This window comes from Actinotignum timonense (genome assembly GCF_002860685.3).
GTDB lineage: Bacteria > Actinomycetota > Actinomycetes > Actinomycetales > Actinomycetaceae > Actinotignum > Actinotignum timonense.
The window spans coordinates 2,163,885-2,187,471 of record NZ_CP136960.1 but is presented as its reverse complement, the minus strand read 5'-3'; the positions used below and the strand labels follow the sequence as shown (position 1 = coordinate 2,187,471).

Annotated in this window: 19 protein-coding genes; 10 read left to right on the top strand and 9 right to left on the bottom strand. The window is 64.1% G+C overall.

The window, feature by feature from the left end; translation table 11 throughout:
- Positions 1–3 precede the first annotated feature (3 nt).
- Together CYJ17_RS09160 and CYJ17_RS09155 are read right to left on the bottom strand one after the other, a co-directional pair.
- Positions 4–639 carry a hypothetical protein gene (locus CYJ17_RS09160; protein ID WP_087070477.1) on the bottom strand — a complete coding sequence of 212 codons (636 nt, stop codon included), beginning with the start codon at positions 637–639 and terminating at the stop codon, positions 4–6.
- Complete coding sequence (locus tag CYJ17_RS09155; RefSeq protein ID WP_087070478.1) at positions 636–1,214, bottom strand: PH domain-containing protein; 579 nt, start codon at positions 1,212–1,214, stop codon at positions 636–638. The genes CYJ17_RS09160 and CYJ17_RS09155 overlap by 4 nt, the downstream gene beginning before the upstream one ends.
- 171 nt (positions 1,215–1,385) lie before the next feature.
- Here CYJ17_RS09155 and typA point away from each other — a divergent pair, with 171 nt between their 5' ends.
- The 4 genes from typA (at position 1,386) to fdxA (ending at position 6,163) form a co-directional block, all read left to right on the top strand.
- Positions 1,386–3,308, top strand: coding sequence for a translational GTPase TypA (typA, locus tag CYJ17_RS09150; protein ID WP_087070479.1), 1,923 nt, complete (start codon positions 1,386–1,388; stop codon positions 3,306–3,308).
- A gap of 84 nt (positions 3,309–3,392) precedes the next feature.
- Entirely contained in the window at positions 3,393–3,950 is a 558-nt protein-coding gene (locus tag CYJ17_RS09145; RefSeq protein WP_087070480.1) for a hypothetical protein, read from the top strand.
- Positions 3,920–5,782: a VanW family protein gene (locus tag CYJ17_RS09140; RefSeq protein WP_234984470.1), complete on the top strand. Its 1,863-nt coding sequence runs from the start codon at positions 3,920–3,922 to the stop codon at positions 5,780–5,782. Before CYJ17_RS09145 ends, CYJ17_RS09140 begins: the two co-directional genes overlap by 31 nt.
- A 51-nt stretch (positions 5,783–5,833) precedes the next feature.
- Positions 5,834–6,163, top strand: coding sequence for a ferredoxin (fdxA, locus tag CYJ17_RS09135; protein ID WP_026428348.1), 330 nt, complete (start codon positions 5,834–5,836; stop codon positions 6,161–6,163).
- A gap of 68 nt (positions 6,164–6,231) precedes the next feature.
- On the opposite strand, the gene CYJ17_RS09130 is transcribed toward fdxA, so the two are convergent.
- Both CYJ17_RS09130 and CYJ17_RS09125 read right to left on the bottom strand, forming a co-directional pair.
- Positions 6,232–7,446 (bottom strand): Maf family nucleotide pyrophosphatase, encoded by a 1,215-nt coding sequence (locus tag CYJ17_RS09130; protein WP_234984471.1) that lies wholly within the window; start codon positions 7,444–7,446, stop codon positions 6,232–6,234.
- 19 nt (positions 7,447–7,465) lie between these two features.
- Positions 7,466–9,142, bottom strand: coding sequence for a DUF885 domain-containing protein (locus CYJ17_RS09125; protein WP_234984472.1), 1,677 nt, complete (start codon positions 9,140–9,142; stop codon positions 7,466–7,468).
- A gap of 197 nt (positions 9,143–9,339) precedes the next feature.
- On the opposite strand from CYJ17_RS09125, the gene CYJ17_RS09120 reads away from it, so the two are divergent.
- The 3 genes from CYJ17_RS09120 to CYJ17_RS09110 all read left to right on the top strand — a co-directional run bounded on the left by CYJ17_RS09120 (position 9,340) and on the right by CYJ17_RS09110 (position 12,647).
- Complete coding sequence (locus CYJ17_RS09120) at positions 9,340–10,815, top strand: hypothetical protein (protein WP_087070484.1); 1,476 nt, start codon at positions 9,340–9,342, stop codon at positions 10,813–10,815.
- Between the two features lie 77 nt (positions 10,816–10,892).
- Positions 10,893–11,564, top strand: coding sequence for a response regulator transcription factor (locus tag CYJ17_RS09115; RefSeq protein WP_087070485.1), 672 nt, complete (start codon positions 10,893–10,895; stop codon positions 11,562–11,564).
- Positions 11,565–11,573: 9 nt separating this feature from the next.
- On the top strand, positions 11,574–12,647 hold the full coding sequence (locus CYJ17_RS09110; RefSeq protein ID WP_087070486.1) for a sensor histidine kinase: 1,074 nt from the start codon (positions 11,574–11,576) through the stop codon (positions 12,645–12,647).
- 76 nt (positions 12,648–12,723) lie between these two features.
- Here the strand turns inward: CYJ17_RS09110 and CYJ17_RS09105 are convergent, their stop codons facing one another.
- The 3 genes from CYJ17_RS09105 to CYJ17_RS09095 are packed head-to-tail and all read right to left on the bottom strand — an operon-like array spanning position 12,724 to position 16,048.
- Positions 12,724–13,242 carry a GtrA family protein gene (locus CYJ17_RS09105; RefSeq protein ID WP_087070487.1) on the bottom strand — a complete coding sequence of 173 codons (519 nt, stop codon included), beginning with the start codon at positions 13,240–13,242 and terminating at the stop codon, positions 12,724–12,726.
- A gap of 20 nt (positions 13,243–13,262) precedes the next feature.
- Positions 13,263–14,672 (bottom strand): LCP family protein, encoded by a 1,410-nt coding sequence (locus CYJ17_RS09100; protein ID WP_234984473.1) that lies wholly within the window; start codon positions 14,670–14,672, stop codon positions 13,263–13,265.
- 2 nt (positions 14,673–14,674) lie between these two features.
- Positions 14,675–16,048 carry an LCP family protein gene (locus tag CYJ17_RS09095; RefSeq protein ID WP_234984474.1) on the bottom strand — a complete coding sequence of 458 codons (1,374 nt, stop codon included), beginning with the start codon at positions 16,046–16,048 and terminating at the stop codon, positions 14,675–14,677.
- Positions 16,049–16,157: 109 nt separating this feature from the next.
- Here CYJ17_RS09095 and CYJ17_RS09090 point away from each other — a divergent pair, with 109 nt between their 5' ends.
- Together CYJ17_RS09090 and CYJ17_RS09085 are read left to right on the top strand one after the other, a co-directional pair.
- Complete coding sequence (locus tag CYJ17_RS09090; protein ID WP_101595355.1) at positions 16,158–17,015, top strand: glycosyltransferase family 2 protein; 858 nt, start codon at positions 16,158–16,160, stop codon at positions 17,013–17,015.
- Between the two features lie 216 nt (positions 17,016–17,231).
- Entirely contained in the window at positions 17,232–19,601 is a 2,370-nt protein-coding gene (locus tag CYJ17_RS09085; RefSeq protein WP_284881034.1) for an N-acetylmuramoyl-L-alanine amidase, read from the top strand.
- Between the two features lie 117 nt (positions 19,602–19,718).
- Here the strand turns inward: CYJ17_RS09085 and CYJ17_RS09080 are convergent, their stop codons facing one another.
- On the bottom strand, positions 19,719–20,885 hold the full coding sequence (locus CYJ17_RS09080) for a nucleotide sugar dehydrogenase (RefSeq protein WP_087070492.1): 1,167 nt from the start codon (positions 20,883–20,885) through the stop codon (positions 19,719–19,721).
- 212 nt (positions 20,886–21,097) lie between these two features.
- The gene (gene rfbB / locus CYJ17_RS09075; protein ID WP_016443166.1) at positions 21,098–22,090 is read right to left on the bottom strand and encodes a dTDP-glucose 4,6-dehydratase; all 993 of its coding nucleotides are present in this window, start codon (positions 22,088–22,090) and stop codon (positions 21,098–21,100) included.
- Positions 22,091–22,306: 216 nt separating this feature from the next.
- Here rfbB and CYJ17_RS09070 point away from each other — a divergent pair, with 216 nt between their 5' ends.
- Positions 22,307–23,578, top strand: a complete 1,272-nt coding sequence (locus tag CYJ17_RS09070) for a gamma-glutamylcyclotransferase family protein (RefSeq protein ID WP_087070493.1) — start codon at positions 22,307–22,309, stop codon at positions 23,576–23,578.
- The last annotated feature ends 9 nt before the right edge of the window (positions 23,579–23,587 follow it).

The following is a 23,587-nucleotide window of genomic DNA, read 5'->3' as shown; positions in this document are numbered from 1 at the left end:
CGCTCAGGTGAATGCCAGGCCGCAGGCCGCGGCTAGGCAAGCCACCCACGCCACACACAGAACCGCTCGGTTACGATCCACGGATCGTACCGGGCGGTTTGTGCTATCCGGGTGGTCCGCAGTCTCAAGGGCACGGGAGTGGGCGGCGCGCAGCTGTTCCGCGGCCCGGGCGAGGGTGACCCAGCGGGTGCGGGTAGTAGCGCCGCGCCCGGGCAGCGCGGGAAGATCAGCGTGGCGAGCGGCAGCCGGATGCCGGGCGGGAAGAAGCCGGCGCCCGGCCGCCAACGCACCGCCGGCCGGGAACGCCGCCGCATCCCACTGCTGCCCGCCCCGAGCATGGGTGGTGAGATAGAAGCGGGTTGTGAAGCGCGCAACCGCGCCCCAGGGCAGGTAGATGGTACGCAACGGGTTAATAATGGTCAGGCCCGCTGCGCTATAGCGCAACTCGGGGAGGAAGAAAAAAGAATAGGCGGCCCCGGCCACCCCGGCCCCCAGGAAGCCGGCAGCAAGAGCGGAGAGCGGCATGGGAACCCCGGCCGCGATGAGAATCAGGGGCGCGATGCCAAGGGCACTGAGGAGGCCGCCTTTAACGATCTGGCCGCGCGAACGCAGGGTCACCTCACCGGGTTGGGCACTCATAGCGCCACCGACCAGGCAATACCGCCGAGCACCCCGAGCACTCCAGCTACCGCGAAAGCGAGCCGATCCCAGGCCCAGTGCCGCTCCACCCGTGGATGCTCGCTCGGGGCCCCCGCGGGAACATAACGGGAGGCCACCGACTCAATGAACTTCCGCACCGGCAGCGTTGCCGTGGTGACCGTATGATCCCCGGAATCGTGGACCGGGACGGCGCGGCGGGTATCCGGGGTGGGGCGCCCGACGGAGCCGAAGGCGCGGGCGTGGATGGCCGCTCCGTCCGTCGTCGTGATAACAAGACCGTACCCGGATTCGACCCCGCGCAGCCGCGGGAACGGAACCCGCAGGTCGCGGAAGGTATTGCGTATCGTCACTCCGGAACCGTCTACGTCTACGCTGGGCAAGTAGAAGAGCGCGTACCCGGCCAGGCACATGCCGGCGGCGAACACGGCCGCGGGCGGCAAATAACCCCATCCGCCCTGCCACACCTGCATGACCAGCGCGATGATTCCGATGGCGCCGCACAGCCCGGCGGCGGGGGCGGCCGAGGCGCCGCGAAGACGATAACGTGCAGACATAAGCATATTTTCCCACGTTCGCGCCCCGATTGCCGATTCCCGCAGCCGGTCGTGGTGATTCTTGACATGGTGGCATATACAGTGCGGGCCAGGCGAGTAACATTGCCAGGGGTTTGCGCTCGCGCAGCCCGTATGTCACAACGCCGGCGCGGGCCGGCAGGGAAGTAGGTTATGGATAGTCGCAACGATCTTCGCAACGTTGCCATTGTGGCGCATGTTGATCACGGGAAAACCACTCTCGTGGACGCGCTCATGTGGCAGGCCGGGGCTTTCGGGGAGCGCGCCACCGTGGAGAAAACCGGGGAGCGCGTCATGGATTCCGGAGAACTGGAACGCGAAAAAGGCATCACCATCCTCGCGAAGAACACCGCGATCCATTACCGCGGGCCGGCCGCGGCCGCAGCCGGCGCACCTGAGGGCATCACCATTAACGTGATCGATACCCCCGGCCACGCCGATTTCGGCGGGGAAGTCGAACGCGGCCTGTCCATGGTGGACGGCGTTATTTTGCTCGTGGACGCCTCCGAGGGCCCGCTTCCGCAAACTCGTTTCGTGCTGCGCAAGGCCCTGGAAGCCTCGCTGCCCGTCATTATTGTTATTAATAAGGTGGATCGCCCGGACGCGCGCATCGCCGAGGTGGAATCCGAAACCCAGGATCTCCTCCTTTCCCTCGCCTCCGACCTGGATCATCCCGATCCGGATATGCTCGATTCGCTCCTGGAAACCCCGGTGATTTACGCTTCCGCGAAGGCCGGGCGCGCGAGCCTGACCCGCCCGGCGGACGGCCAGCTGCCCGATAGTGCCGATTTGGAGCCGCTTTTCGAGGCGATTGTCAACTACATTCCCGCCCCGCATTTCGAGGCGGATGCCCCGCTGGCCGCCCAGGTCACCAATCTGGATGCTTCGCCTTTCCTTGGCCGTATTGCCCTGCTGCGTATTTATTCGGGCACCATTAAGAAGGGCGCGACAGTTGCGTGGGTACGCGCTGATGGTACGACGTCGTCGGCCCATATCTCGGAACTGCTCCTGACCGAAGGCCTGGAACGTAAGCCGGCCACCTCTGCCCGGGCCGGCGATATTGTGGCGATCGCGGGTATTCCGGATATTACGATTGGTGATTCCCTGGTGGATCCGGAGGATCCGCGCCCGCTGCCGCCCATCCACGTGGATGACCCGGCTATTTCTATGACTATCGGGATTAATACGTCGCCGCTGGCCGGGACCGAAGGTAAAGGCCATAAGCTCACCGCGCGGCAGGTCAAGGATCGCCTCGATCAGGAACTCGTGGGTAATGTGTCCATCCGGGTGCTCCCCACCGGCCGCCCTGACGCTTGGGAAGTGCAGGATCGCGGGGAATTGGCCCTGGCGATTCTGGTAGAGCAGATGCGCCGCGAAGGCTTCGAGCTGACGGTGGGCAAGCCCCAGGTCGTCACCCGCACCATTGACGGAACCGTATGCGAGCCGATGCAGCGCACCACTATTGACGTGCCGGAAGAATACCTCGGCGCGGTCACCCAGCTCATGGCCGCCCGCAAGGGGCTCATGGAAACGATGGCGAATCACGGTACCGGCTGGGTGCGCATGGAATTTGTGGTGCCGGCGCGCGGCATGATTGGTTTCCGTTCCGCGTTCCTCACCCAGACCCGCGGCACCGGCATTGCCGCCTCCATTTCGGAGGGCTACGCCCCCTGGATGGGCGAAATTTCTTCGCGGGCCACCGGCTCTCTGGTCTCTGACCGGGCTGGGCAGGTCACCGCCTACGCTCTCCAGCGCCTGGAAGATCGCGGCACGTTCTTCGTGACCCCGGGCCAGGAAGTGTACGAGGGCCAGGTGGTGGGCGAAAACCCGCGCGACGAGGATATGGACGTCAATGTGGTGCGCGCCAAGGAAATGACAAATATGCGCTCGGCCACCGCCGACGTGTTTGAGACCCTGCAAGCGCCCCGACGGCTTACCCTAGAAGAAGCTATGGAATTCGCTGCTGATGACGAATGCCTGGAAGTAACCCCGGAATCGGTGCGGGTGCGCAAAGTCGTGCTCAGCGCGGTGGAACGCGGCAAAATCGCCGGGCGGAAGAAGCGCGCGAAGAAGTAGCGCCCGCCCGCGGCGCGGCTGTTCTACCCGCCCGCGGTTGCGGCCCGGCCTACCAGCGGCGCGCCCGCCCAGACAAGGAGTGAGATGAGGAACCGCACCCCGCGCCCGAACGTACCCCGCGTCTCGGGGGACGCCTCGTCCCATGCGCCACTTTCGGCCCGGTCCGCGCGCCCGAATACGTTGGGAACCGCGCTGCGGACGTGCGCGAAGCTCGCCACCGGCCTGCTGCTCGGGGCCTTCGCCGGGGCGCTGGCCGCGGTCACTCACGCGGGGCTGGCGGGAATTCCCGGCCTGGCCACCGATATTGTGTGGGTCGGCCCGCTCCTCGCCACGCTGCTCATTGCCAGTGGCGCATCTTTCGCCCGCGATTGGCTAGGATCATGGTGCTGGGCTGGATTCTGGCTGGGTGAAGTGGCCCTCACCTTCTGGGCTTTTGCCGCCCCCGGCTACGGTGACATCGTGGTCTTCCACGGGGTGGCCGCGAATCTCTGGCTTGTTCTGGCTCCGCTCGCCGGGGCATTCCCGCTGATCGGCGCTCTGGTGCGCCGCCGGCATTCCACGCCTCCGGGCCCACACCCGCAGGCCAACCAGGATCAACCACAGGAGGACGCATGCGACCTGAGCACACGCCGCAAAGTGTAGGTCTCGAAGATACCGCGGTGCGCCCCGCGGGTTCTGACACGCCTTTCGACACCGGGGAATTCCGGCAGGTGGAAGCTACCCGCAAGCTGCGCTGGCCCTGGATTGTTTCCGCGGTTATTGCGATTTTGCTGCTCGCCTACGTGGGTTATGCCTGGTACAGCGCCGACCGCGTCGCGCGGGGTACCACGGTGGCCGGCATTGAGATCGGCGGGATGAATACCGCCACCGCCACCGAACATCTCAGTGGTGAGGTCGCCGCGCGGGTGGCCCGCCCGGTTGAGGTAGTTGTGGAGGGCACCAGCGTGAGCGTGAACCCGGGCGATTACTCCCTGAGCGTGGACGCGGCGGCCACGGTGGAGAGCCTGACCGGTTTCACCCTCAACCCCGTGGAGATTTTCCACCAACTCACGGGCAAGGGCGAGGTCGCCCCGAAGGTCACCGTGGACGACGCCGCATTATCCGCCCAGGTAGATACCATTCGTAACAGCACCGGGGTGGAAGCGCGTAATGCCACCCTCATGATGGAAGGTACGACGGCGCAGCTCAGCCCGGCGCAAGCCGGGCGCGCCGTCGACCCGGAGGCTACCCGCACCGCTCTGATTGAGCAACCGTTGCGCGGCCAAGAACGTATTGAACTGGAAGCGGTGCCCGCCGAGCCTGCCATTAGCACCGAAGCTGCCGAAAAGGCGCGCGCGGAGCTGGCTGGGCCGCTGGTATCCGGCGATCTCACCGCGAAGGTGGGGGACCGGGCCGTGAACCTTAGCCCGGAAACTCTGGCGCAGGCGGCCTCTTTCGTGCCGGAAGGCGCGGCGCTTCAGCTCAAGCTGGACGGCAAGGTTCTGGGCGATGCGGTACGGGCCGCCGCCCCGGACCTGCTCAAACCGGGTGTGGATGCCCGCATTGAGATCGTGGACCACACCACGCCCACGATTATTCCCTCCCAGGACGGCGTGGGTATTGACGACGCCGCCCTCGCTTCCGGCGCCCAGGTGGCCGCGCTGCGCACCGCTGCCGCCGAGCGCCTCGTGGAACTGAGCCCCGCTCCGATTCCGGCGGCCTTCAGCACCGCGGATGCGGAAAAGCTCGGGGTCAAGGAAGTGGTCTCGGAGATTTCCACCCCGCTCACCAGCGATTCGGTGCGTACCACCAACCTGCGGGTGGGTACCCGGAAAATCACCGATACCCTGGTCAAACCCGATGAGACGTTCTCCCTGGAAGCAGCGCTCGGCCCCATCGAATACTCAGAAGGCTTCGTGTCCTCCGGGGTGGTTATGAACGGCTTCAATAACGAGGCCCTGGGCGGCGGGCTTTCCCAGCTGGCCACAAATGTGTTCAATATTGGTTACCTGGCCGGTTACGAGGATGTGGAGCACCGCCCCCACACCAAGCATTTTTCCCGTTACCCCATGGGCCGCGAATCAACGCTGTGGTCCGGTTCCATAGACGTGAAATGGAAGAACACCACCCCGTACGGCGCGGTGATCGACACCTATCTCGAGGGCGGGTACGTGGTCACGAAGCTGTGGTCGACGAAGTATTACGACGTCGAAACCTGGACCTCGGAACCGCGCAATTACCGCCAGCCGGTTATGACGGAAGGTAAGGGGCCGGATTGCGAGCCCCAAGGCTTGGGCGATCCCGGATTTACCGTGACCGTGTCTCGCACCGTGAAATTGGGGGATAAGGTCGTTGAGGATTCGTCCTATGACTGGACCTACCAGCCCGATCACGGCCGCACCTGCCCGAAGCCGGAGCCGGCCGCTCCGCCCGCCCCCGCTCCGCAAGCCGAAGGCGCTCCCGCACCAGCTCCAGCCCCCGCGCCCGGTCACTAGATTTGGTGCTGGGCGTGAGCTCGGATTACGGTAGAGGAGGAGGTGACACCGGTGGCTTATGTCATTACCTTGCCGTGCGTCGATACCAAAGATCGGGCGTGCGTGGACGAATGCCCGGTGGATTGCATTTACGAAGGGGACCGTACCCTCTACATTAATCCGGACGAATGTGTGGATTGCGGGGCTTGCGAACCGGCCTGCCCGGTGGAAGCCATCTATTACGAAGATGATGTTCCCGAAGAATGGTCAGTATTCACCGCAGTCAATGCGGAATTCTTCTCCGAATTGGGCTCCCCGGGCGGGGCGCAAAGCCTCGGGCCCACCGGCACCGACCACCCCTATGTGGCCGGCCTGCCGGCGAACGTCAACGAGGATTCCTGAGCCGGAGACCTGCTCGACCACGGCTTCCATGCCGCGCTAATTACGCGCGGGAGAGCGATCGCGCGGCGCTAGCCGCGCGCGCCGTCGTTCCAATCGAGGGTGGTGCGGGCCAGCTCGCGCACCTGCGGCCAGGTGGCCGCGAAGGAAGGAAGCAGCGGGTAGGAGGCAACATCCTCCACGTTCACCCAGCGCAACTCCATGGATTCCCCGTCGGCCACCGCCTCCAGCCCATCGCGGCAGCGCGCCACAAAACTGGTATAGGACCAATCCACATGCGCGGTGGTGAGCTCCCCGCCGCGGCGCAGATCCGTGGGAGCCAGTGCGGTCTCCTCGGTGAATTCGCGCAGGGCACCCTCCCAGGGCTCCTCGTCCCATTCGCGTGCTCCACCCGGGAAAGCCCAGGTGGCACCGCCGTGACTCCAGGGGGAGCGGTGTTGAAGCAGGATCTGGATATGCCCGGCGTGGCGCCGGAAAGCCGCGATTCCGGCCGCCCCGTTCATCCCCCAATGGCGTTTCCCGCAACCGCACAGCAGGAAACCGTCCGCGCCGTGATGAACCGTGCCGTGGTGGCTATCGGCTAAGAAACGCTGCGCGGCCTCCGGGAGCACCCCGAGGGCCGGGCGGGCCGGCTTCGCCCAGAATTGGGTGAAGGACAGGCCCAGGTGCTCCACCAGGGAACGCAGCAGCGGTAGGGAAATCCCCACCACCCCGTGGTAATCACCTTCAAGGCGGTCAATAAAGGGGCCTCCCAAGCCGTCCGCGGTAAAGGAACCGGCCACTTCCAGGGGTTCCCCGGTGGCGATATACGCCTCAATCTCCGCTTCGCTCAGGTGCGCGAAGGTCACTTTCGCGCGGGAAATCCCGGCCAGGGAACGCCCGGAAGGAACGTGAACCAGGCAGTGCCCGGTGTGGAGAATCCCGGAATTGCCGGACATGCGGGCCAGGCGCTCGCGGGCCACCTCCGGGGAATGCGGTTTCCCGTAAACTTCGCCCTCGAATTCGAACATGGAATCGCAGCCCACCACAAAATCGGCGCCCTGGGCTGGCCCGGGAGTGGCGGCCACATCGCGGGCTTTGGCCGCGGCCAGCGCCAGCACCCCTTGGGAAGGACCCCCGTGCACTCGCGCGAGCAGTGCATCTTCATCCACGTGCGAAACCTGCACCAGCGGCTCCACGCCCGCGGCCCGCAAGGTGGCGAGGCGCGCGGGGGATTGGCTGGCCAGCGCCAAGGTAAGGGAGGGCAGCGCGGGCGTATGCGCCGCGCCGCCCCCGTCATGAGTCATCGGCATAGGAAAGACCGGCCTAGCGCGAGAGCTCGCTGCGCAGCACGTCCAGGCCCACCCCGCCCAGGCGCAGGGCCTTCATATGCCACGCCTTGAGGTCGAAACCGGCACCCGCGCGGGCCCGGGCTTCCTCACGCAGCTCCTTCCAGATCCGCGCGCCCACCTTGTAGGCGCTGGCCTGCCCCGGCCAGCCGAGGTAGCGATCCAGCTCATAGGAGAGGAAGGACTGTTCCATAGCCACATTCGCGCGCAGGAAACGCCAGGCGGCGTCGTGATCCCAAGCGCCGGTGCCGAATTGCCCGCCGGCCACCTTCCCGGCATCCTTACCCAGGTGCACGCCCATATCCACCACGATGCGGGCCGCGCGCAGCCGCTCGGAATCGAGCACGCCCATGCGGTCACCCGGATCCTCGTGGAAGCCGAGCTCGGCCATGAGGGCTTCGGCGTACAGCGCCCAGCCTTCCCCGTGCCCGGAAACCCAATAGGCCTGGCGGCGCCACGCATTGAGCTGATCCTTGAGGTAGACGGCCAGACCCAGCTGGAGATGATGACCCGGCACCCCTTCGTGGTAGACGGTGGTCTTTTCCTGCCAGGTGTGGAATTCGGTCACGCCTTCCGGCACCGACCACCACATACGCCCCGGCCGCGAAAAATCATCGGAGGGACCCGTGTAGTAAATACCGCCCGAATTCGAAGGCGCGATCATGCATTCGATGGTGCGCATCGCCTCGGGAATATCGAAGTACTGCGTGGCAGCGGCCATGGCACCATCGGCGGTCTGCTGCATCCACGAACGCAATTCCTCCACGCCGTGCAGGGTGTAGCGTTCCTCCTGATCGAGGCGGGTGAGGGCCTCGTTCACGCTCACGCCCTCCCCGTACAGCTCGCGCGCGATGGCCTGCTGTTCCGCGTCGATACGCTCCAGTTCGTGGATACCCCACTCGTATGTTTCATCCAGATCGACGACGGCGCCCAGGAATTCGCGCGAATGCAGCGCGTAACGATCCCGGCCCACCGCATCATTTTCGGTGGCCCCCGGGAGCAGACCCCGCAGGGTTTCCGCCAGTTCCCCGTAAGCGGCGCGGGCCTGAGCTGCGCCCTGCTCCAAAGCCTCAGTAAGTTCCGGGGCGGTGGCCGCACCGCGCTGGGCCAGCCCGGCGAAACTACCCGAATCGGAGGCGGCAGCGAGGGCCTGCTCCAAGCAGCGCTCCACCTGCCGAGCCGCGAAAACAGGACCGGACGCGGCCCGCTGGGCCAGGGATTCCCGGTAGCCGGCCAGGGCCCGCGGCACATCACTCAGGCGCGCCGCGATGGTTTCCCAATCGGAAGCATTTTCCTGGGGCATCACATCAAAAACATCGCGAATCCCCTGGAGCGGGGATTCAATAACATTGAGCTTGCCGACTTCTTCGCCGGCTTCATACAGTTCAATTTCCAGACCGAGGCGATCGCGCAGGCCGGCGGCGGTCACCCGATCCGTGGCATCGCGCTCTTCAAGGTGATCGAGGGCCGCCAGGGTCTCCCGCACATTATCGATATGCGCGGCAATCCCGGCGGGGGAGTAATCATCAAGCTTGGTTTCAGGGGCACCGGGCAGGCCGGTGAACGTCACCGTTTCGGGTGAGGTATCGAGGACGCGCTGGAAATAGCGGTCCGCGAGGGCATCAATCTCTGTGTGTTCTCGTTTATTCTCCACTGCTCCAGAATAGCCCGCGGCTACCCGCCACTCCACTCCCAGCAAAATCCCCGGATGAAAACATGGACGTTAGTGTCAAGGACGACTAGTATACTGTGATGGAAGGCACTTTATTTATAGCTGGCGGTTGGCGCTCCCCGTTCTCCTCACCTGAGGTGGCGCCGCGCCGGTGCTAAGCAGCTAGGGAAGGGGCGAGTGTGGCTGAGCAATTCGCTAGCGCGCCGCGCCCCGCATCCCAATCCGAAACATCACGCGGAACCGGCGCCGGGGCGGGCCGGAGTGCGCGGGAGCACTCCAGCATCGGCCCGGCCATGAGCCCGGACCTCATCGCCTACCTCCTCGGGGGCGGGGCCCAGCCGGCCGCTAGCGCGCAGCTGAGCGCGGATGATATGGCCCAGTTGCGGCGCAATACCGCAGCTGATCTGCCCCTTGGCCCCGAATCGGGGGTGCCGCGCTCCGGGAATGCCGCCCGTATGGAAGCCCCGGTGGATCGTAATTTTGTGCCGAGCCGGGAAACCGCCGCCCGCACCCCGCAGCGTTCGCGCACCTCCCTCCCGGATAGTGGTAGCCGGCCCGGGGGTGCCACGCGCGTTCCGCAGTCCGCACTGCCGGCTGCGCCGGCGTCGTCGCAACACAAAGAACCGCGCAATGAGCCGCAGCCTGCGGAAACGGAAGGCACCGCTTTCTCCGCCTATATGGAACACCTCGAGGGTGGGCTGCCGCGCTACACCCTGCGTCAGGCGGCGGAGCTGACCAATATGGATACGGAAGGGGTGCGGCGTTTTTGGCTGGCCCTCGGTTTCCCCTCCATCGTGGATGAAGATAGTGAACTTGTTTTCACGGACGGGGATATTCGGGCGATGCGGGCGATGGCGGAATCGCTCGGGGAATCTCCGCTCACCGAATCGGCCCTCACTTCGCTGCTGCGCGCCAGTGCCCACAACGTGGATCGCATGCTGCAATGGCATGTGGAAACGCTCCTGGAGCTGGCGGAAACTAGCGGCGGGCTCGGGCCGGTGGATGCACGGCGTTGGGTGCTTGATCATTTCCCGGATATTGAAGAATTTTTGCGGCGCACCGCGGCCTACACCTGGTCGCGGCAGGCCGCTGCGCTGCTGCGCCACACCGAAGCGGAAATCGCGCATATTAATGAGGATGATGCGATCCCGCAGCTGCCGCGCGCCGTTGGCTTTATCGATATTGTGTCTTTCACGAACCGGACCGAGCGGATGACATCGCGGCAGTTCATGGAGTTTATTGAGCGTTTCGATTACACCTGCCGGGCCGTGATTACCGGCGGGGGCGGACGCGTGGTGAAATCCATGGGCGATGCGTTCCTCTTTATCGCGGACGATATCGTCACCGGGGCGGATATCGTCTGCGATGTGACCCAGGCTCTGCGCGATACTCCGGAAATTCCGGCGGTGCGGGCCTCTCTCACCTGGGGGCCGGTGCTCGGGCGTTTCGGTGACGTGTTCGGGCCCTCGGTGAATATGGCGTCCCGGCTGGCGGATGTGGCCTCCCCGGGCACGGTCCTCACCTCGCGGCCGGTGGCTACCGCGCTCAAAGCGGTGGGGGAGAATCGCTTCACCACGATCTCGGTGGGGACTCCTACCCTCCAGGGCCTGGGGGCCACCGAGGTGCTGGAGCTGCGCCGCATTCGGGCGCATTAAGAACGGTGTTTCGGCGCCGCTTTGCGCCCCCAGGCCACGCCCCTGAGTGAAAAAAGAAAATAGCTTAGACTTTCAGTGTGACTACTTTGCTTCTTGTTGAGGATGACGCCGCTATTTCCGGACCGCTGGCCCGTGCGCTCGCGCGGGAAGGATATGCCGTGACGTGTGTTGATACCGGGCTGGATGCTCTGGAACAGCTCGCTCACGGAGTAGATATTATGGTTTTGGATCTCGGGTTGCCGGATATGGACGGCCTGGATGTGGCGCGGCAGGCCCGCGGGCGAGGCCACACTTTCCCTATCCTTATTCTCACCGCGCGCGCCGAAGAAGTCGATATGGTGGTGGGTCTGGATAGCGGGGCCGATGATTACGTCACCAAGCCGTTCCGGCTCGCGGAACTGCTGGCCCGGGTGCGGGCGCTGCTGCGGCGCACCGAACAGGGCACCGATCATTTCACCGCCCAAGATATTTCGGTGGATACCGGGGCGCGCCGGGCGCTGCGCGGGGGCGTGGAGCTGGCGCTCACCGCGAAAGAATTTGAATTGCTCACCGCGCTCATTCGCCGCGCGGGGGATGTTGTTTCGCGTGAGGCACTCTTCAGTGAAGTGTGGGGGGATGAAAAGGCTTCCGCCTCGAAGAAACTCGATATGCATATTTCGTGGTTGCGCCGTAAATTGGGCGACGACGTTGATAGCCCTCGCTATATCTCCACGGTGCGGGGACTGGGCTTCCGTTTCGAAACACGCTAAGAAGAACCCATGCGCGCACGTTCTTTGCGGATGACGATCCGCACCGCGCTGGCCGCCATTTTGCTGGTCGGGATTCCGGCGCTGGTGATGGGCGGGGTGACGATCCCGCGCAATGCCCTCGATGAAGCGCGGGCCCGCCGGGATATGCTGCTTTTCCTGGGCGCGGAAATCCTGGCGATTATCGTGGCTATTTTGGTGGCGGTGGGGATCGCCATGCGGGTCTCGCGCCGTATCTCCGCGCCGCTTATTTATCTGGCGGCCGCCGCGGAACAGCTGGGTGCGGGAACCACCCGCCCGCAAATGGCACCCTCCGGTATCGAAGAAATCGACCTGGTTTTTGAGGAGATCGCGCGGGCCGCGGATCGGATGGCCGGGCGGCTTTCCGCCGAACGCCAATTCGCTGCCGACGCCTCCCACCAGCTGCGCACCCCGCTCACCTCGCTATCCATGCGCCTGGAAGAAATCCAGTACCTGAGCAACGATCCGGACGTCAAAGAAGAAGCCACCCGCTGCCTGGAACAGGTGGAACGCCTCACCGGGGTGGTCACCGATCTGCTCCACGCCTCGCGCGCCCAGGAAAGCGCCACGGAAGCGGTGGCGCTGCAACCGATTTTCACCCAGCAGGGCGTGGAATGGGAGCGTGCCTTCGCGGCCGCGGGCCGCAAGGTGGTTTTCACGGTGGGTCAGCACGGCCCGGTGCTTTCCGATCCCGGGGCGCTCTCCCAAATTATTGCCACGTGCGTGGAAAACTCGCTGAAATACGGGGCGGGAACGACGACGGTCACCTCGCGTCCAGCCGGCCGGGGCGTCATTATCGATATTAGCGACGAGGGGGAGGGGGTAGCCCCCGAATTCGTGGAAGCTATTTTCACGCAGGGATTCTCCCTGGGCGGCTCCACCGGATTTGGCCTGCCGCTGGCCCGCCAACTGGCCGAACGCAACGGCGGGCGCCTGGAATTATCCCAGGCCCAACCCCCTATTTTTTCGGTGGTGCTCGCCGCGCTCCCGGCGGCCCTCGACCCGGCGAAAGTTTTCCCGGCAGGCGGGGAAATTTCGGTGGGAGCACGCCGCCGGCGTTTCTAAACGGTGCGGCGCCTCGCGTAGGTGCAGCTTCGCGAGGGTCGCGGTGAGAGTCCCGGCACTTGTAGGAACGACGGCGCTACTCGCGCACCCGGAACACCACGTAGCGGTAGAGCACGTAGCGGCAGGCGGTCCCCAGAATCAGCCCCACCACATTGGAAGAAATATTATCGGCCAGCTGGGAGCGCATATCCAGCACGTAGCGGGAGAACCACAAGCAGCCCAGCTCGATAGCCATCCCGCACAGATTCACCGCCACGAATTGCAGGAATTCCCGCATTTTTTCCGCCGAACGCTGGGTGCGGAAGGTCCACAAGCGGTTGGCCACCCAGGAAAAAATCACGGAAAGGGTAACGGAAATGACCTTCGCGGTCATGGACTGATCGCCGGGCAGGCGCACCAGCCCGGTATGCGCCAGCAGATTAAAAATACCCACATTGACGATATAGGCACCCAAACCCACCGTGCAGAATTGCATGAATTCCACGAGCCACTGCCGGAAGGTCTGGCCCTTGAGTAAACGGCGCACGAGCTTGTCCACCCGGGCGCGGGCGGAGGAACGCGGTTCTGGTGTTGGCTCTGGTGCTGGGCTAGTCATCGCGCTGAGACTATCACGCTTTAGAAACTAGGAAGCATATCGGCGGGAGTCAGGGTCCCCTCGCGCATCTTCCGGAAGAACTCCGGGGTGCGCTGCGGATCGAGGAGCACATTGGACTGCCCGTTGGCCCGGTAGTCCAGATCGGCAATCGGGGGAACGCCGGCCAGGCCACCTTCGCCCAGCACAGTTCCGAGCGCCAACCCGGCCCGCCCCACGTTATACAGCGAGGTCCCTTCATCCACCGTGAGAATGGAGCCGGCGGTGCCGACCATGCGCCGCTGCAGCGGGAAATTCACCAGCGTTGCCGGGGTCTTCAGCTTGCCAATCAGGGAGGAAACCACCTGGCGCTGCCGGTTGGTACGCCCCAGGTCACCCAGCGGATCAGATTTACGCATCCGCGCGAAAGCAAGGGCCTGAGCACCGTTGGTATCGTGGCAGCCAGCTTCCCACACCATGCCCGAGTCCGCATCGTCCACGTCGGCGTCGTAACACAGGCGCACCCCGCCGGCAGCGTCCACAATCTGCTGCACCCCGGCCATGGAAATCTGGATGTAGTGGTCCACGGTCATCCCGGAAAGTTCCTCCACCGTTTCCACCAGCAGCCGCGGCCCGCCCAACGCGAAGGAAGAATTGAGCTTCTGTTCACCTTCCCCGGGCACGTTCACGTAAGAATCGCGAGGGAGGGAGACCAGTGCCGGCGCCCCGGATTCGGGCACGTGCAGCAGCATAATGGTGTCCGCGCGCTCGCCTTCGGTCGGGTCATCGATCCCGTCCGCCTCGCGCACATCCGAGCCCACAATCAGGTACGTGGTCCCGGCCGTTCCCGCGGCCCCGCTCAGCGCATCCGCGCGGGTGAGCTTGGAGTTGCCGTAGAAGAACAGGTAGGTAGGCCAGGTCACCGCAAGAATAAGAAGAACGACGACGACGCCAGCTACCCAGCGCCACGGATGGCGGCGCCGCGCGCGCCGGGCAGGCGCACCCATTCCGGGCATGTCCGGTGCGGGTTGCCCAAAATCGGCGGGCTGCGCAAAGCCGCTGTGCTGCGCAAAGCCGCCGTTGGGAGCGTGGGGAGCGTAGGCACGAGCCGGCGCCTGGGAAGCAGCCGGCGGGTAGGAGGGCGCCTGTTCGAAAGATTCAGCCGGGCGAGCGGGCGCTACCTGGCGCTGCGGCGCGAAGCTGGGGGGCTGCACGGGAGCGGGCCGGCGCGGAGCCCCGGCATTGCGGGTGGCTCCGGCAGCGGGGATAGCACCGGCGGCGGGGGCAATCCCGGCGCCGCGGGGGTCCCCGGAAACATCAGGATGCTGTTCGCGTGCCTGCGGGGGCACGGCGCGGCCGCGGCCGACCGGCTGCGCGCCCTGCGCGGAAGGCCGCGGAAGCCTGCGCTTAGGCGGGAAGGACGGTGGTGGGGTAGTCCCATGGAAACGGTTCATGCTCAGGGAATCGCATTCTCTCGGGTACACACGGGCGCGGACTCGGTGCTCTGGGCGGTGGTGGGAGAAGTGGCGGAAGCGGTCTCATCCGCGCCGGGAGAGGCCGGCGTAGGCGTGCTCTCGGAATTCGCGTCGGTGGCGGCGGTATCGCTATCGGCGCCCCCCGCGGCTCCGGACGCTCCTTCGCTGCCCGCAGCGGTGCTGCCGGCACTTGGCGTAGCACCCGCGGCGGTACTGGGAAGAGCATCGGGGCTGCCTTCCGGGGGAAGGCCAATGAAAACGCCGTCGGCATTCTTTTCCGCACGTACCGGAACGTCGCGGCGGAGCGCCTCCCACACGTATTCGGCGCTATCGGTCGCGACCACGCGGTTCCCGGCCCACGCGAAAGGCATGGTCCAGAAGCGGATATTGGCCGGGTCGATGGAACGCAGCGAATTTGCCAGGCCCACAATATTGCTGATGGAACCGATTTCCTGGGAGGTTTGCAGGGATTGGGTGGCGGCGTCGAGCAGGCGCATGAGGCGGCCGAAATCGGTGAGGAGATTGGAGCGGAGGGCCTCGGCGGCTACCGCGCTCACCAATTCGTGCTGGCGGCCAATACGGGAAATATCCGAGCCGTCCCCCACGCTGTAGCGGGCCCGGGCCAGGGCCAGAGCCTGGGTGCCGTTGAGGAGGCGGCAACCGGAAGCGATATCGAGGCCGGCGCGCTCGTCGTACAGATCATCCGCGAAGTACATGGGAACCCCACCCAGGGCATCCACGGTAGAAATAAAGGACGCAAAATCCACCACGATATAACCGTTGAAGGTAATGCCGGTCATCTGGTGGAGGGTGGTCATGGTGCAGGCGGCCGCGCTGGCAACATCGCCGTACTGGCCGCCAATAGCGAAGGCGGAATTGAACATGGTTTCGGGGGCGGGACGGGTGGTGACCGTTTCCGAACCTCCGGAAGACGTACGAATCGTGCAGGAGGGAATATCCACGAGGGTATCGCGGGGCACGGACACAATATCCACGCGGCTACGATCAGCGCTGATATGCATGATCATGGTAGTATCCGCGCGCATCCCCCCGACTTCGCCGGATTCCCCAGCGTTATCAATATCAGAAGCCCCGCTGCGCACATCCGAACCGAGAACAAGGATATTGAGCGGGCGGCCCGCGGAAGGATCCACCGGCTCCGCCGCGGCGGCGGAAGGAACCAGATCATCAATATCCGCCCGGGTGATATTCCCCTGGTAGCGCGCCCACGCGGACCACAGGGCCGTGCCGAAGGTGAGCAGAAGTGCAAGCAGCACCAGCACCACGACCCGCCACCACGAAGAGGTGCGGCGTCCACCGATCAGATGCGCTGCGGCGCGTGAGTTTTTTGCCACCACCTCATCATAGGGGTTCGGGCGCGTCGCCCGCTGGAAGAAGCGCCGCACTGCGGTGTTAAGCACGGTGGCGCGGGCGGGAGGCGCTTGGCTCGGCTAGGCTAGGACCATGCGCATTCGTGTCATCACCGTGGCTTTCAATCCCGGGCCGGAACTGGAAGCTTTTCTCGCCTCCCTCCCGGCAGCCCTGCAGGAAGCCCACGAATGCATCATTGTGGATAACGGCTCCGAGCACGCCGAAGTGGATCGGGTAGCCCGCGCCCACGGGGCGCAGGTGGTGCGCACCGGCGAAAATATCGGTTACGGCCGGGCCGCCAATCGCGGAGCCCAGGGCTTCACCGGCGAATGGCTGGTGGTGGCCAATCCCGATGTGGTGTTCACCCCCGGCTCGCTCGACGCCCTGGTGCGCGGGGCGGAAAGCTTCCCACGGGCCGGCGCGCTCGGTCCGCTCATCCGCACTCCGGAAGGGGAGATCTACCCTTCGGCCCGCCAATTCCCGCGGATTGTTTCCGGGGTGGGGCACGCGCTGCTCGGGAATATCTGGCCGAATAATCCCTTCTCCCGCTCCTACCGCTCCAATGCGGATGTCACCCGTGCCCACCCGGTGGATTGGCTTTCCGGGGCCTGCCTGCTGCTCCGCCGCGAAGCTTTCGAGGCCGTGGGCGGTTTCGATGATTCCTATTTCATGTTCTTCGAGGACGTGGCCCTGGGGGAGGCCCTGGCTCGGGCGGGCTGGCACTCGGTTTTCCTCCCCGAAGCGGAAGTGATTCACTCCCAGGGTGCTTCCTGGAAAGACCAACCGGCCGCCATGCTGCGCGAACATCACCGCAGCGCGGCGCACTATATCGATAGCGTGTACGCGCGCCCCTGGCAGGCGCCCCTGCGCTGGGCAATCCGGGGCGGGCTCGCGCTGCGGGCGCAGCTGCACGTGCGGGCGGCGCGCGCGGCGCGTCGTCGTTCTCACTAACTAAAACGTATTAAAATCAACGTGGAGCTGCGAGTATCCGCGAGGCGGCTCCACCCCTCACTCCGCGACCTCAATCGAATAACACCGATGTATTTTTATGAGGTTAAAGTAAAACGGAGTTAAGGGTGTGAAAGTTGGGACTTTTGCCGTAAGGTAAGTCTGGAAGCTGCCCGTATGAGTTCTCATCGTGGCGGGCGGCGTGAACCGGAGGGAAAAATGACCAAACGTCGCGGTCTTGTTCTAGGAACCGTGCTGGCGCTCGCGAGTGCGGGCCTTGCCGTCCCGATTGTGGGCTACGCTTTTGCCGAGAACGATGATGCACAGGGCAGTATTGTTATTCCGCTAACAACCGAAGCGGGGGATCTCACCACTACCGCCACCGCACAAATCGAGGAAGAATCAGCGAGCAAGCCTGGCTCCTCCAAGGAAGCCGAGCCGCGCGAGGCAGCGCACCCCACCGAGGCTTCGCACCCCACCGGGGGAGCCGAGCCTGCCCAAGAAGCGAGTGCCGGGCCCGCGGGCGGCGTCGTACCGAATGCGGTGCGCACGAATGTACTGCGCGCCGCAGGAACCGGAAACGAAAGCACCGAGAACGAAGGCACCGCAAACAGGGACGCGGAAAACGGGGCCGAGGATAGTGCGGACGGCGCGGAACTGGCCGATAACTACGCCGTCTTCACCAGCCCGGTGCGGGTGGACGAACCCTTCGCGGTGGCCGGGCTGACCTGGAACCGCGGGGAGAGCCTGCCCGAGGGTGCTTCTATCGAAATGCGCACCCTGGACGGGGAGCAGTGGTCGGATTGGTACGAAGTGGGCGAGGAATCCCAAACCGAGCGTGAACGGCCCGGCACGGAGTACAACGTCTCGGGGGAGTCCACCGGTATTCAGGTGCGTATTACCCAGGGCGAGGGCCCGCTCCCGGCCGGCCTGCGCATCGATATTGCTTACACCGCCGAGGGTGACACCGTGGAGGTAGAGGAGACCGAAACTGCGCCGATTCTGCCCGAACGCGGAACGGAAACCGATCCGGTGGTCAATCCCGAAGAGGGCGAAGAAGAGATTCCGGCCCTGGGGGCTTCGCTCTCCGCCGCGCGCGGTGGGGGCACCCTGGAGCAGGGTAGCGTGGTGGCGAACGGCTTACTTCCCACCGCCCGCGATTGGACCAACCGCATCGGCACCCGCGGGATCCACACCCGCGCCGATTGGGGCGCGGACGGCTCCCTCATGACCTGGCCGGTGGAATACGCCACCTTCCAGGGCATGGTTATCCACCACACCGCCGGCTCGAATAACTACACCCAAGCCGGGGTGCCGCGTGTTATCCGCGGGATTTACGCCTTCCACGCCGTCACCCGCGATTGGGGCGATATTGGCTACAACGTGATCGTCGATAAATACGGCGGGAAGTGGGAAGGGCGCTACGGCACCCTGCAATCCCAGGACGGCACCATGGCGATTGGTGCGCACGCCGCCGGGCGCAATACCGGAACCATGGGCGTGTCTGTGCTCGGCACCTTCACCGCGAACCACCGCCCCTCGCAAACCATTCTTAACACCCTCGCGGATGTGGCCGGCTGGAAATTCGCGCTCGCGGGCCTGGATCCGCGCGGCACCACCTCGCTGACCATCCCGCAGCGCAATAATTCGGCGCGCTACCGTTCCGGCGAGGCGATGCCGCGTATTGTGGGGCACCGAGATGTGGGCAATACTTCCTGCCCGGGCACGATTTACGATTCCATCGGCTCCATTCGCGAGAACGCCTACCGTATCTATACGCAGCTGCGTTCTGGTGGTGGTACGACGACGCAGCCCGCGCCGCGCCCCACTCAGCCACCGGCACCGCGCCCGCCCGCCCCGCCGGCTCCCGCGCCGAGCAATCCGCGGCCCTCCTCCACTGTGGCACCTTTCCCGCCGCGCTTCTTCCTCGCTAATGGCTGGGGCCGTACCGCCGATATTGTGATGGACTACGGCCTGCGCGGCGATGAAATCCTCACTGGTGATTGGAACGGTGATGGGCGCGATACCCTGGCGATTCGCCGCTCCAATATTTTCCATGTGCGCGATACCCTCACCTCCGGGGTTGCTACGCGGGTCTTCAGCTTCGGGCGTGCCGATGACGAGGTGTTCGTAGGTGACTGGGATGGCGACGGCGTGGATACCTTCGCGGTGCGGCGCGGCAACCTGCTGCTCGTGCGCAATTCCCTTACCTCCGGCCCGGCCGACACGGTGTACTGCTTCGGTAATCCGGGGGATACCTGGCTGGTGGGCGATTGGAATGGTGATGGCGTGGACACCCTGGCGGTGCGGCGCGGCAACGTCTTTATCTTCACCGATAACCTGGCCACCAGCGCGGTCTCCGGGGAAATGGCCTACGGGAACCCGGGCGATGAGGTGCTCGCCGCGAAGATTGAGCCCCAGCGTTCCACCCTCGTGGTGCGCCGCGGGAATGTGTACGTGGTGCGCGGCCCGCTCAGCGGTCCGGAGGTGACCGAAGATGTTACCTACGGGCGCCACAGCGATATGGTCATCTTCGGTGATTGGGATGGCCGGGGCGGCCAAACCCTCGGGGTGGTGCGCTCGCGCTAAGCACCGATAGGAACTAGTTTCGGTCACAACATACGGGCCGGGGATGCTTCACGACGAAGCAAGATCCCCGGCCCGTACCTTTAGGCGCAAGCGCGCCGCTGTGCTTGAGTACCGGTTTTAGTCCCGCCCGAAAATATCGCGGGTGAGCACCGGTGTGGAGGTTTCCGGCATGGTGCCATCCAGGCGATTCGTGATGATCACATCCGCGCGATCCTGGAATTCTTCCCAGGAATCCAGCACCGGAATATCCCCGAGGCCGCCCGGTTTCAGCGCCGGATCGTAAACGAGCACCTCCACATCCCGCGCCCGCAAGTGCGCTGCGAGGCTGAGGGCCGCCGAAGCCCGGTGATTATCCGAGCCCGATTTCATGGCGACCTTGTAGATCCCCACCGTGGCGTAGCCGGCCCCCGCCAGGCGGGTAGCCAGGAAGTCGATCCGGGTGTCATTGGATTCCACAATGGCGGACATGAGATTTTCGGGCACGCCTTCGAAATCGGCGCGTAATTCCTTGGTGTCCTTGGGCAGGCAGTAGCCGCCGTAGCCGAAGGAAGGATTATTGTAATGATCCCCGATACGCGGATCGAGACCCACCCCGCGGATAATCTCCGCGGCGTTGAGGGAGCGCGCCATCGCGAAAGAATCCAGCTCATTGAAATAAGCGACCCGCATGGCCAGATACGTATTGGAGAAAAGCTTAATCGCTTCGGCTTCCCGGGTTCCCACCTGGATAATCGGGACGTCGCGCGCTTCAGCTCCCTCGCTCAGCAGCTGGGCGAAGTGGGCAGCTGCGGCGTCGTCGCCCGAAACAACAATGCGCGAAGGGTTGAGATTATCGTGCAGCGCTTTACCCTCGCGCAAAAACTCCGGGGAAAAGACGATGCGCAGTTGCGGGAACGTTTCTTGCATCCGCGCGGTAAAACCGATGGGGATAGTGGATTTAATAACGACGACGGCACCGGGATTCGCCTCAGCTACCTGCGCAATCGCACTTTCAACAGAGGCCGTATCGAAGGCATTGGTCTCCGTATCGTAATCGGTGGGGGTGGCGATCACCGCGTAATCAGCACCCGCAAGCGCCTCAATATTCGAGGTGGTAGCCCGCAGCGAAAGCGGCTTCGTGGCGAGGAACTCTTCGATTTTGGCATCCTGGATCGGGGACGTGCGGGCGTTAATCGCATCCACTTTCGCGGGATTGAGATCCGATCCGACAACATCGTGGTGTTGGGCAAGAAGGACGGCGTTGGCCAAGCCCACGTAGCCCAGCCCGATCACAGCAATCTGCATGATGCTCCTAGCTCTTGGGTTGCGTTCAGTATAGCCGGACTGCCGCGCGGCGGCCCGGTGGGACACGGAAGGGGGACCGCGGCGAGGCTCCCACGCATAGCGCTGCCCCGCTCGCGCTCCTCGTGGCACTCAGGGTGCGCATCGGAGAAGTGCGAACGGGGCAGCGAAAGCCGGCTCATGCAGGCAGCGCATGAGGGCCGGGGTGCGGCTCTTTAGTGGCCGGTCTTGGCGTACTTAGCCTCCACGGCTTCCTTCTGCGGGCGCCACCACTCTTCATTGGCCTTGTACCATTCCACGGTGTCATGCAGACCCGCGGCGAAGTCCTTGAACTTAGGCTGCCAGCCGGTTTCTTCCACCAGCTTGGAATTATCAATGGCGTAGCGCTGATCGTGGCCGGGGCGGTCATTCACATGATCGAAATCATCGGGTTCGCGGCCGAACTCCTGGAGGATCATCTTGACGACCTCAAGGTTATTCTTTTCGCCATCCGCGCCGATGAGGTAGGTTTCCCCGATCCGGCCCTTATTGATGATCTCCCATACCGCCACGTTGTGATCGCGTACGTGAATCCAATCGCGTACCTGGAGGCCGGTGCCGTAGATACGCGGGCGGATGCCATCCAGGAGGTTGGTGACGGTACGCGGAATGAACTTCTCCACGTGCTGGTAGGGGCCGTAGTTATTCGAGCAATTGGAGATGGTGGCTTCTACCCCGAAGGAACGCACCCAGGCGCGTACCAGCAGGTCAGAGCCGGCCTTGGAAGCCGAATACGGGGAGGAAGCGATATAGGGATCGCCATCCTGGAAGCGGCGCGGTTCGTCGATCTCCAGGTCCCCGTACACTTCGTCGGTGGAAATATGGTGGAGGCGTACCCCGTGGCGGCGTACCGCTTCCAGAATCGTGTAGGTGCCCACCAGGTTGGAGCGGATGAAGGGGGAGGGATCAACGAGCGAGTTATCGTTATGGGATTCCGCCGCGAAATTCACCACCAGATCGCAGTCCTTGACCAGGGGATCAACGGTATCCATATCCGCAATATCGCCCTGGACCAGGGTGACGCGGTCCAGGCCCTCAATGGACTTGGGATTACCCGCGTACGTGAGTTTATCCAGGACGACAACTTCGGCATCCGGATAATCCTCGACAGTTTGGTGAACGAAATTCGCGCCAATAAATCCGGCACCGCCGGTAACCAGGACACGCATATTATTCCTTTCGTGGGTCAGTTCCTGGCTAATTCTACCCGGAACTGCGGGGTAAGGAGTCAGCCCATCCCGCCGTGCCACAATGTGCGATGCGAGGGCGACACGGGCGATCTCCACAATTGTGCCGCCCGGAGGGTTTAGGCTGGAACTATCGTCCACGCATCGCGGCCTGGATTTAGCACCACTCCGGGGCGCGAACAACTCGAGGAGGTTCTCTTGGAGAGGTATTCATACGCGCGCGCCCGCACCCCCGGGCTGCTGGTTGGCGTGATCGCAGCGCTGGCGCTGATCGCGAGCTCGCTGGGACTCATGCCGGTAGCGCAGGGCGCGCCCGCTCTGGACGAGGGCGCGGGAAACTACTATTTCTTCAAAAACTCTCTCACCTCGGGTACGGCCGATATGGAGATGTCCTACGGGCGGCATACGGACGTGGTGTTTTCCGGGGATTGGAATGGCGACGGGCGGGACACCCTGGGCGTGAACCGTGGCTCCGATTTCTATATGAAGAACACCTTCTTGTCCGGGGACGCGGATATCCACTTCAAATTCGGGCTGCCCACCGATCAATTCCTTATCGGCAATTGGGATGCGGTAGTGGGAGATACGGTCCTTATTCGCCGCGGCAATACGTATTTCGTACGCAATGAGCTCACCACCGGAGGCGGGGAACATAGCTTCACTTTCGGCCAGCCCGATGATGAAGTGATCGCGGGGGATTGGAACGGGGACGGCACCGATACCCTCGCCATCCGGCGCGGCAATATGTTCTATGTCAGCAATGTGCTCGACGATGATGAGAACTTCACAGTCTTCTCCTTCGGGCGCCACGGTGACACCGTCCTCGTGGGTGACTGGGACGGAGATGGCATCGATAGTTTCGCGGTGCGCCGCGGCAATATGTACTACGTCAATAATTCGACCGTGTCCGGTGGGAACGCCTCGACCGAATTCTCTTACGGGCGCCACGGGGATAACGTTCTGGTGGGTGACTGGAACCGCGACGGGGTGGACACCCTGGCGGTGCGCCGTGATTATGTGCCGCCAGCTCCCAATAGCGAGCGCCCACCCAACCTTGATCCTAATTCCGGTGGGTACCCCATTCTGGTTTACGGAACGCTGCGCCAGGGTGAAGAGGCCGCCTTCGTGGTCAATAACTACTCCGGGATCAAAGAAAGTTGGGTGCCGGGGTATGAACTGTGGATTACCGGCCCGCGGTGGAATCCGTGGCCTTGGGCTCTTCCCGGCCCGCACGGGCTGCGCGGCGACCTCTTGAAGTACGGACCGTGGAATTACGATGCCAAAGTGGCCCAAATGGATGATTGGGAAGGTTATGTGCCGGGTAAGAACCCTGCCTATATGAACTACACCCGCGACCTCGTCACCACCGTGGATGGGCCGGCGTGGATGTACGTGGCAACGAAATGGCGGCAGGATTTCGCGCGGCGCTGGGGTTACGTTGTACCTCACGGCGATTTCCACCGCTTCTAAGGGGATGAA

Excerpts from the sequence above, each read along its gene's own strand:
- CYJ17_RS09140 (WP_234984470.1), top strand. The coding sequence starts at position 3,920 with ATGCGACCTGAGCACACGCCGCAAAGTGTAGGTCTCGAAGATACCGCG.
- CYJ17_RS09090 (WP_101595355.1), top strand. The coding sequence starts at position 16,158 with ATGCGCATTCGTGTCATCACCGTGGCTTTCAATCCCGGGCCGGAACTG.
- CYJ17_RS09085 (WP_284881034.1), top strand. The coding sequence starts at position 17,232 with ATGACCAAACGTCGCGGTCTTGTTCTAGGAACCGTGCTGGCGCTCGCG.
- CYJ17_RS09105 (WP_087070487.1), bottom strand. The coding sequence starts at position 13,242 with ATGACTAGCCCAGCACCAGAGCCAACACCAGAACCGCGTTCCTCCGCC.
- CYJ17_RS09080 (WP_087070492.1), bottom strand. The coding sequence starts at position 20,885 with ATGCAGATTGCTGTGATCGGGCTGGGCTACGTGGGCTTGGCCAACGCC.
- CYJ17_RS09145 (WP_087070480.1), top strand. The coding sequence starts at position 3,393 with ATGAGGAACCGCACCCCGCGCCCGAACGTACCCCGCGTCTCGGGGGAC.
- CYJ17_RS09110 (WP_087070486.1), top strand. The coding sequence starts at position 11,574 with ATGCGCGCACGTTCTTTGCGGATGACGATCCGCACCGCGCTGGCCGCC.
- CYJ17_RS09155 (WP_087070478.1), bottom strand. The coding sequence starts at position 1,214 with ATGTCTGCACGTTATCGTCTTCGCGGCGCCTCGGCCGCCCCCGCCGCC.
- typA (WP_087070479.1), top strand. The coding sequence starts at position 1,386 with ATGGATAGTCGCAACGATCTTCGCAACGTTGCCATTGTGGCGCATGTT.
- CYJ17_RS09130 (WP_234984471.1), bottom strand. The coding sequence starts at position 7,446 with ATGACTCATGACGGGGGCGGCGCGGCGCATACGCCCGCGCTGCCCTCC.
- CYJ17_RS09100 (WP_234984473.1), bottom strand. The coding sequence starts at position 14,672 with ATGAACCGTTTCCATGGGACTACCCCACCACCGTCCTTCCCGCCTAAG.
- CYJ17_RS09160 (WP_087070477.1), bottom strand. The coding sequence starts at position 639 with ATGAGTGCCCAACCCGGTGAGGTGACCCTGCGTTCGCGCGGCCAGATC.
- rfbB (WP_016443166.1), bottom strand. The coding sequence starts at position 22,090 with ATGCGTGTCCTGGTTACCGGCGGTGCCGGATTTATTGGCGCGAATTTC.